Annotated in this window: 9 protein-coding genes; 6 read left to right on the top strand and 3 right to left on the bottom strand. The window is 71.7% G+C overall.

All coding sequences use genetic code 11. The annotated features are described in order from the left end of the window. The coding region (locus B7767_RS26585; protein WP_179167294.1) for a siderophore-interacting protein at positions 1 to 268 on the bottom strand (268 nt) is incomplete at its 3' end. A gap of 38 nt (positions 269 to 306) precedes the next feature. Then, entirely contained in the window at positions 307 to 1,353 is a 1,047-nt protein-coding gene (locus tag B7767_RS26580; RefSeq protein WP_085574403.1) for an ABC transporter substrate-binding protein, read from the bottom strand. 370 nt (positions 1,354 to 1,723) lie between these two features. Between B7767_RS26580 and B7767_RS26575 the strand changes: the two genes are divergently transcribed. The 6 genes from B7767_RS26575 (at position 1,724) to B7767_RS26550 (ending at position 7,089) form a co-directional block, all read left to right on the top strand. Continuing rightward, a complete protein-coding gene (locus B7767_RS26575) occupies positions 1,724 to 2,617 on the top strand; it encodes a hypothetical protein (protein WP_143652646.1) in 894 nt (297 codons plus the stop codon). Between the two features lie 3 nt (positions 2,618 to 2,620). Next, entirely contained in the window at positions 2,621 to 3,103 is a 483-nt protein-coding gene (locus B7767_RS26570) for a hypothetical protein (RefSeq protein ID WP_085574401.1), read from the top strand. A 38-nt stretch (positions 3,104 to 3,141) separates the two neighbouring features. Continuing rightward, a complete protein-coding gene (locus tag B7767_RS26565; protein WP_256923579.1) occupies positions 3,142 to 3,618 on the top strand; it encodes a hypothetical protein in 477 nt (158 codons plus the stop codon). An 80-nt stretch (positions 3,619 to 3,698) separates the two neighbouring features. Continuing rightward, on the top strand, positions 3,699 to 5,054 hold the full coding sequence (locus tag B7767_RS26560; RefSeq protein WP_085574400.1) for a peptidoglycan-binding domain-containing protein: 1,356 nt from the start codon (positions 3,699 to 3,701) through the stop codon (positions 5,052 to 5,054). A gap of 98 nt (positions 5,055 to 5,152) precedes the next feature. After that, complete coding sequence (locus B7767_RS26555) at positions 5,153 to 5,818, top strand: ABC transporter ATP-binding protein (RefSeq protein ID WP_085574405.1); 666 nt, start codon at positions 5,153 to 5,155, stop codon at positions 5,816 to 5,818. Then, positions 5,815 to 7,089: an ABC transporter permease gene (locus B7767_RS26550; protein ID WP_373408243.1), complete on the top strand. Its 1,275-nt coding sequence runs from the start codon at positions 5,815 to 5,817 to the stop codon at positions 7,087 to 7,089. Before B7767_RS26555 ends, B7767_RS26550 begins: the two co-directional genes overlap by 4 nt. Positions 7,090 to 7,166: 77 nt before the next feature. Here the strand turns inward: B7767_RS26550 and B7767_RS26545 are convergent. Continuing rightward, positions 7,167 to 7,806 (bottom strand): hypothetical protein (locus B7767_RS26545; protein ID WP_256923578.1); only part of this gene is annotated, 640 nt, incomplete at its 5' end.

The following is a 7,806-nucleotide window of genomic DNA, read 5'->3' as shown; positions in this document are numbered from 1 at the left end:
GCGTGTACGAGCGCATCACGGCCCGCACGTCGTCGGGCAGTTCGCGCCACCCCCGCCACCACTCGTCGCCCAGTTCGAGCGGTACGACCGGCTCGCTCTGCCCCGGATGCGGCAGGAACAGCGACAGGGACTGGTCACGCCCGTCGGAACGGAAGTCCCGCAGGTCGGGACCCGCGAAGGTGACCCGGACCAGGGACGGGCCGAGCCGCCTCGCCGTCACGACCTGGAGGGCGAAGAAACGGAACGGGGCGGCTACGGCGGTGGTCACGTGTGACTCCGTGGAGGGAGGGGGCCCGGCGGGTGCGGTCAGCCGACCTTCTCGGCCTTCTCGATGGCCTCGGCGAGGTTGTCGAGGAGCGGCGTGCACTTGTCGTAGGACAGGATCGGCTCGGGGGAGCGGGAGATGACCTGGCCGGCCTTGACCGCAGGGAGCTTCTTCCAGGTCGCCTCGGTGATGTCGGCGGGCTGGATGGTCGAGGCGCGGTCGTCCATGATGATGACGTCGGCCGGGTACTTGTCGACGTTCTCCCAGCTCAGCGTCTCGAACCAGCCGCCGGTCGCCTTCTTGGCCTCCTCCGGGGGCTCCACCAGGTTCACGCCGAGGGCCTTGAAGTACTCCAGGTCGATGGAGTAGTTGGAGCCGGAGACGTAGAAGACGTCCTGCGCGGCGGAACCGGCCAGCACCCTGATCTCCGGGCGGGCCTTCGCGGCCTTGCGCAGCCGCTCGGCGGCGGCCTCGAACTTCTTCTTCGCCTCGACGACCTTCGTGGCCTTCATGTCGGCGCCCAGCGACTCGGCCAGCTCGGCCATGCGCCGCAGCGGCTCGGGCATCTGGAGGTCGTAGACGGAGATCGCGACGCTCGGGGCGAGCTTGGCGATCTTGTCCTTGGAGGCCTCCGGGACGTACCAGAGCGTCCCGGCGTCGTCGAAGGTCGTGGAGATGAGCACCTCGGGCTGGAAGGCCGCGTACTGCTCGACGTTGAAGCTGTCGAACTTGTTGCCGAAGATCGTCAGCTTGCTGACGTCCATGTCGCCGGCCTGGACGTCGGCCTTGCCGTTGGTCGTCCTGGTCGGCCCGAAGACGCCCTTGACCTCGATGCCGTAGTCGAACAGCGCGGCGGCGACACCGGTGAACGCGACGATGTTCGTCGGCACCTTGTCGAGCTTCACGGTGGTGCCGCGGTCGTCCTTGAAGGACCAGGGGCCGGACTTCGCGGGAGTCGCCCCCTTGTCCGAGCCGGTGTCCTTCGCGTCGCCGTCCCCGCAGGCCGCGAGCACGGCGCCGAGTCCGAGGGCGCCACCGGCGGCGAGCAGTCCCCGACGGGAGAAGCGGGCGGTACTGGCGTTCGACATGGGCGGGTCTGCTTTCGTGCGTGCGGGGCCGATGGCCTGAAACGCGATTAGGTTAGCCTAACCTCAAGAGGTTACTGAAGGTGACCCTTCCTGTGATGTGGGACACGATCCCGGTCGAGCGGAAGATGATCTTCCTATACTGGCTCGCGCCTCGACGGGACCGCGTCCGGGCTGCTCAGGGGGTAGTGGGGGGTCTTTTCGTTCGTTTGCGGTGCCGAGACGTGTGACCGTTCCGGCCGTGCCGCGCTCATCCTTCGTTCCCCCCTCCCTCTCTTCCTCTTCCTCGTGCCGTGTCCGGCGGGCCGGGTGCCGTCCGGATCCTCCGTGCCTTATGGCATGTACCTGATAAGTCCGTTTTTAAGGAGTCCCGTTGAATCGCGTTCTGGGGCGGGTGCGCGCCGCCGGCGTTCTCGTCGCGGCCGTCCTGTGCGTCCCGGCCTGTTCCCCGGGCGGGGACGCGCCGGACGGTGCGCGGGGCGCCTCGTCCGGTGACGACCCCAAGACCTGGACGCTGCCGCTGCAGTCCTACATGCCGGACGAGAAACAGCAGCAGATGCTGACCGACGCCCGGGAATCCCTTCTCGTCACCTGCATGGCCCGCTACGGCTTCTCCTACGAACCGGCGCCGCCCATGCCGGAGTTCGGCCCCGAGTCCCTGACGGACCTCCGGTACGGCATCCACGACGGGAAGGTGGTCGCCCAGTACGGCTACAAACCCGCCGTCGACATGGCGGCCGTGCGGGAGCAGGAGCGCGTGGCCATGGAGAGCACCCGGCTCACCCCGGCCGAGGAAGCGGTGATGACGGGCGGGCAGGCGAACGCCTCCGCGAAGGACGTCCCCGAGGGCGGGTGCGCCGGGGAGGCCTACCGGAAGCTCATGGGGGACCTGAGGCCGCAGTCCACCCTGGCGAGCGACCTCAGCAACACCGCCTACGTCAAGGCGCAGCAGGACCCCGCGGTGAAGAAGTCCTTCAGCGGATGGTCCGCCTGCATGGCGGACAAGGGATACGAGTACGGCAAGCCCATGGACGCCGTGGACGACCCGCGCTTCGCCACGGACAAGGCGGGCGCACTGGAACTGGCCACGGCCGGGGCCGATCTGGCCTGCCGTGAGGAGCACCAGGTCGTACGGACCTGGTACCGGGCCGAGGTCGACCTCCAGAACGACCTCATCGAAGAGAACGCGGAACGGCTCGGTACGGCCAGGTCCGACCTCGCCGCAGCCGTGAAGCGTGCGTCACGAATACTCGACGAAGAAGGATGAGACATGCGCATCAGAGCCGCTCTCGTGGCCGTCACCGCCGCCACCGCCGCCGTGCTGGCGTCCCCGGGCACCGCGAGCGCCTACAACTCCGGTGAGAACGAGAACTACTTCTCCAGCTCCGCCTGCTCGGGAAGCACGTTCAAGTTCACGTTCCGCTACAACTCGAACATGGCCGGCGCCTACCGCAAGCTCGGTTACGCGCACGCCAACCTCGCGGCCACCGACATGTACCAGCCGGTGGGGTCGTCGGACACCGACCTGGAATACCCGCTGCGTTTCTGCAGCGGCACCGGGAACGGCGCGGGCCAGGTCATCAAGAACAACGCCGCGTCGGCGACGAACGCGCACACCTCGTACGGGGCGCGCGTCTACTACAACAGCTGGTGGCAGGGCGCCTACGACGGTTTCCAGCCCGGCATCCCGACCCCGTACAGCCGGAACCTCGACAACACCTACAACAACAACGCCTCCTTCAAGTGGTCTTGAGCGAAAACCGGTAAGCGTACTCAGGGAATCGAGAAATCATGCGCATGAAGAATTCCGTCACCGCCGGGATCGTGGCCGCGATCGCGGCCCTCACCGTCGTGTTCTCCCCCGGCACGGCCATGGCCAATGTGGGAGAACAGAAGAACCTGCTGTCCGCCGACGCCTGCTCCAACGGCGCGTTCAAGTTCACCTTCCGCTACAACTCGGGCGTCTCCGGCGCGTACCGCAAGCTCGGCTACGCCCACGGGAACTTCGCCGCCACCGACATCTTCGACGGCAGCGACGCCACCGACCACCCGCTGCGTTTCTGCAGCGGCACCGGGAACGGCGCGGGCCAGGGGATCAAGAACAACGCGGCGTCGGCGACGAACGCGCACACCTCGTACGGGGCGCGCGTGTACTACAACAGCTGGTTCCAGGGCGCCTACGACGGCTTCCAGCCCGGCATCCCCACCCCGTACAGCCGGAACCTCGACAACACCTACAACAACAACGCCTCGTTCCAGTGGACCTGATGCCGTTCCGGACCGCCGGACGGAACCACTGAGACCCGCACCCGACCACGGATGAGAAAAGGCAGCCGCCAGTGCAAGGGATGAACCGCCGCAGACGCTGGGCCGCGGGAGTCGCCGTCGCCGCGACCCTGCTGACCGTCTCCGCCACGGCCGCGGCACAGGTCATCAAGTCCCCCGCACAGGCGGCTGCCGACTCCGCGCCACCGCCGCCCAGCGTGCTGAGCGCCCCGGTGGAACGGCGGGTCCTGAAGGACTCGGTGATCCTGCGCGGCACGGTGACCGCCGAGCAGTCGGTCCAGGTGACGCCCACCGCCGCGGGGGAGGCGGCCGGCCGGCTGGTGGTGACCAAGACGCCGGTGGCCGCAGGCGCGTCCTTCGAGGCGGGGAAGGTGCTCCTCGAGGTCTCCGGACGGCCGCTCATCGCGCTCCAGGGCGGCCTCCCGGTGTACCGGGACCTCAGGCCCGGCATGCGGGGCGACGACGTGGCCCAGTTGCAGAAGGCGTTGAGCCGGCTGGGCCACTCCACGGCGGGGGACCGGAAAGGACACTTCGGCACGGGCACCAAGGACGCGCTGACCGGCCTGTACGCGGACCTCGGCTACGAACCGCTGCCCGCGACGCGGGAGGGGGAGGCCACCCTGAGCGATGCCCGCGACGCCGTGACGGAGGCGGAACGCGGGCTGCAGGACGCCCGTGACGCCCTGGCCGGCGCCGAGGACGGCGACAAGGGCCCGGCCAGACAGGTCACCCGCGCCGAGGAGGACCTGTCCCGGGCCCGGCGGACGCTGGCGGACGTGCAGGAGGCGTCCGGGCCCATGCTGCCCGTGTCCGAGGTCGTCTTCCTCCAGGGCTTCCCCGCCCGGCTGGAGAGCCTGCCCGTCGCGGTCGGCGCGGAGGTGTCCGACAAGGCGCTGACCGTGACCGCCGGGGACCTGGTGGTCAGCGGCGTACTGAAACCCCACCAGAAGGACCTGGTGCGGGTCGGGCAGCGCGTGGAGATCCTGTCCGAGATCACCGGCGACCGCTACCCGGCCGAGGTCGTGTCGGTGGCGGACGGCGTCACCCCGCAAGGAGGGGGCGACGGTGCCGACGCGGCCGCACAGTCGGCCGCGGAACCCGGCTACACCATGGTCGTCGAGCCGGACGGGGAACTCGACTCCGGGCTCGCCGGACAGGGCGTCCGGCTGACCGTCGAGGCGGCCTCGACCGACCACGAGGTGCTGGCGGTGCCCGTCTCCGCGGTGTCGGCGGGAGTGGACGGCCGGACGACGCTCCAGGTGCTGAACGAGGACGGCACCCGGCGCCGGGTCCCGGTGACCACGAAGGCGACGGGGGACGGCTGGGTGGAGGTCAGGCCCGAACGCGGACGGCTGGCGGAAGGGGACCGCGTCGTCACCGGAGCCGGCCCCGACCGCGCGGACGGGGCAGCCGAGTGACGCGGACACGACCCACCGCCGGTCCGTCACCCACCGCCGGCCCGTCACCCACCGCCGACGGCCCCGCCCCTGCGGTCATCGACCTGCGCGGCGTCGGGATGACCTACCCCGGCCCCCCGCCCGTCACGGCGCTCACCAGCACCGACCTGGTCGTCCGGCCGGGCGACTTCCTCACCGTCGTGGGCCCCTCCGGCTCCGGGAAATCCACGCTGCTGAACGTCATCGGACTGCTCGACGAGCCGACCAGCGGCACCTACCTGCTCGACGGCGTCGACACCGGGCCGCTCCGGGACGCCGACCGCACCGCGCTGCGCGGACGCCGCATCGGCTTCGTCTTCCAGGCGTTCCACCTCCTCCGGCACCGCACCGCCTGGGAGAACGTGGCCCTGGCCATGCTCTACGGCGGCCAGGACCGGGATCTGCGGGAGGAACGCGCGCGGGAGGCACTGCGGCGCGTGGGACTCGGCCACCGGCTGGACGCCCTGCCGTCGACGCTCTCCGGCGGCGAGCGCCAGCGGGTGGCGATCGCCCGGGCGCTGGTGTCCCGGCCGTCGCTGCTGCTGTGCGACGAACCGACCGGCAGCCTGGACAGCGCCACCGCCGCGGCCGTCCTCGACCTCCTCGCGGAGCTGCACTCCGACGGCATGACGATCGTGCTGATCACCCACGACCCCTCCGTGGCGGCACGCGGCAACCGCACGGTGACCATCCGGGACGGCGTCCTCAGCGAACCCGGCGGCGCCGTCGGACGGGGGGAGCGGTGAAGGGCACCGACCTGCTGGTGCGGCTCCGCAGGCCGCGCGGCGAGACCGTACGGCACCGTCCCGTCCCGCTGTCCCGGCTCGCCGTGCGCGACCTGCTGGCCGAGGCCCTCGCCGGGGTCCTGCAACGCCCCGCGCGCTCGGCCCTCACCTCCCTGGGCACCGTCCTCGGGGTGGGCGCCTTCGTCGCCGTCCTCGGCCTGACCGCGACCGCTTCGGCCCAGATCGACGACCGCTTCGACATGCTGAGCGCGACCGAGGTGGTGGTGGAGGACATCGCCCGCGAGCAGAACGAGTTCGTGGACCTCGCCTTCCCCGCCGACGCCGACGCGCGGGTGGGCCGCCTCAACGGCGTCGAGGACGCGGGCGTGTACTGGACCGTCGAACCGGGCCAGGGCGACACCGTGCACTCCGCGCCCGTGGCCCGCGCCGCGTCCGGACGCGCCGTGCAGGTCGTCGCCGCCTCCGCCGGGGCGCTCCGGGCCGCGGACCCCACCCTGTCCCAGGGCCGGACCTTCGACTCCTGGCACGACCGGAACCGCCAGCGCGTCGCCGTCATCGGGGCCGGGACCGCCGCGCAGCTCGGCATCACCTCACTGGAGACCGAGCCGGCCGTGTTCGTCGGCGACGAGGCGTTCACCGTCATCGGCATCGTCGACGACGTCCGGCGCAAGGCGGACCTGCTGCTGTCGGTCGTCGTGCCGCGCACGGTGGCCGAGGACGTGTGGGGCGCCCCCAAGGGCACCGCCGAGATGCTGGTGTCGACCCGCGTCGGCGCCGCCGCCCAGGTCGCCGACGAGGCCGCCGTGGCCCTCGACCCCGCGCACCCCGAGTACTTCAAGGCCACACCGCCCCCCGACCCGAAGACGCTGCGCTCCCACGTCGCCGGGGACCTCGACACCCTGTTCCTGCTGCTCGCCGGCATCTGCCTGGTGATCGGCGCCGTCGGCATCGCCAACACCACCCTGGTGGCCGTCCTGGAGCGCACCCAGGAGATCGGACTGCGCCGCGCGCTCGGCGCCCGCGGCCGGCACGTCACCGGCCAGTTCCTCACCGAGTCCGTCGTGCTCGGCACGTTGGGCGGCCTGGTGGGCACCTCGCTCGGCGCCCTCACCGTGCTGGGGGTCGCCGTCGTCCGCGACTGGACGCCGGTGCTCCACCCGGCCGTGGCCGCCGGCGCCCCGGCGATCGGCCTGGGCACGGGGCTGCTCGCCGGGCTGTACCCCGCCTGGCGGGCCAGCCGCATCCAGCCGGTCGAGGCACTGCGGCGCTGACCGCGCCGCCCGTATACGACGAGGGGGCCGTCCCGTCACCGGAACCGGTGACGGGACGGCCCCCTCGTGCCGCCGGGTCAGTGCGACCGCTGCTCCCGGTGCAGGCGCTTCGCGCGCTCGCGCCGGGACGGGGCCAGCACGTCCACGGTGACGCCGGCGCCCAGGCCGGGCGTGACCTCCTGGACGCGGAACCGGTCGGCGACCTTCCGTACCCGGTCGTCGTCCGGGCCGAGGCCGATGTAGAACAGCGACTCGTCGACGGGGTCGTCGTCGCCGCCCCAGCGCACCACGCCCTCGCAGTCGGCGAGGATGTCCCGCACGGTCAGCACCTGCAACGGGAAGAGCGAGCCGCTCGCGCCGGCGCCCGGACGGATCCGCACCGCGGTGCCGGAGGCGAGGTTCGACTCCGGCGCGCCCTTCTTCAGGCCGCCGATCGGCTGCCAGCCCGCGAGGTCGACGCCGGGAAGCTGCTCGACCTCGTAGTGGTAGCGCCGCACGACGTGGAGCAGGATCGCCTCCACGTCGCCGATCCGGACGTCGACCTCCAGCCCGGTGCCGGACACCGGGCGCGTCCACACGGTGGAGACGTGGTTGGCCTCCTTCTCCAGGGACCAGCCGTTCGCCGACGTGGGCGCCTTCTTCGCCGGCGCCGCCGCGGGCCCGGTCGGCGCGCCGTCCCGGGGGCCGGCCAGGGCGGTGCCGGGGGCGACGAGCCCC

It is taken from the genome of Streptomyces sp. 13-12-16, assembly GCF_002114215.1.
Classification (GTDB): Bacteria; Actinomycetota; Actinomycetes; order Streptomycetales; family Streptomycetaceae; genus Streptomyces.
This window is presented reverse-complemented; position numbering and strand designations above follow the sequence as displayed.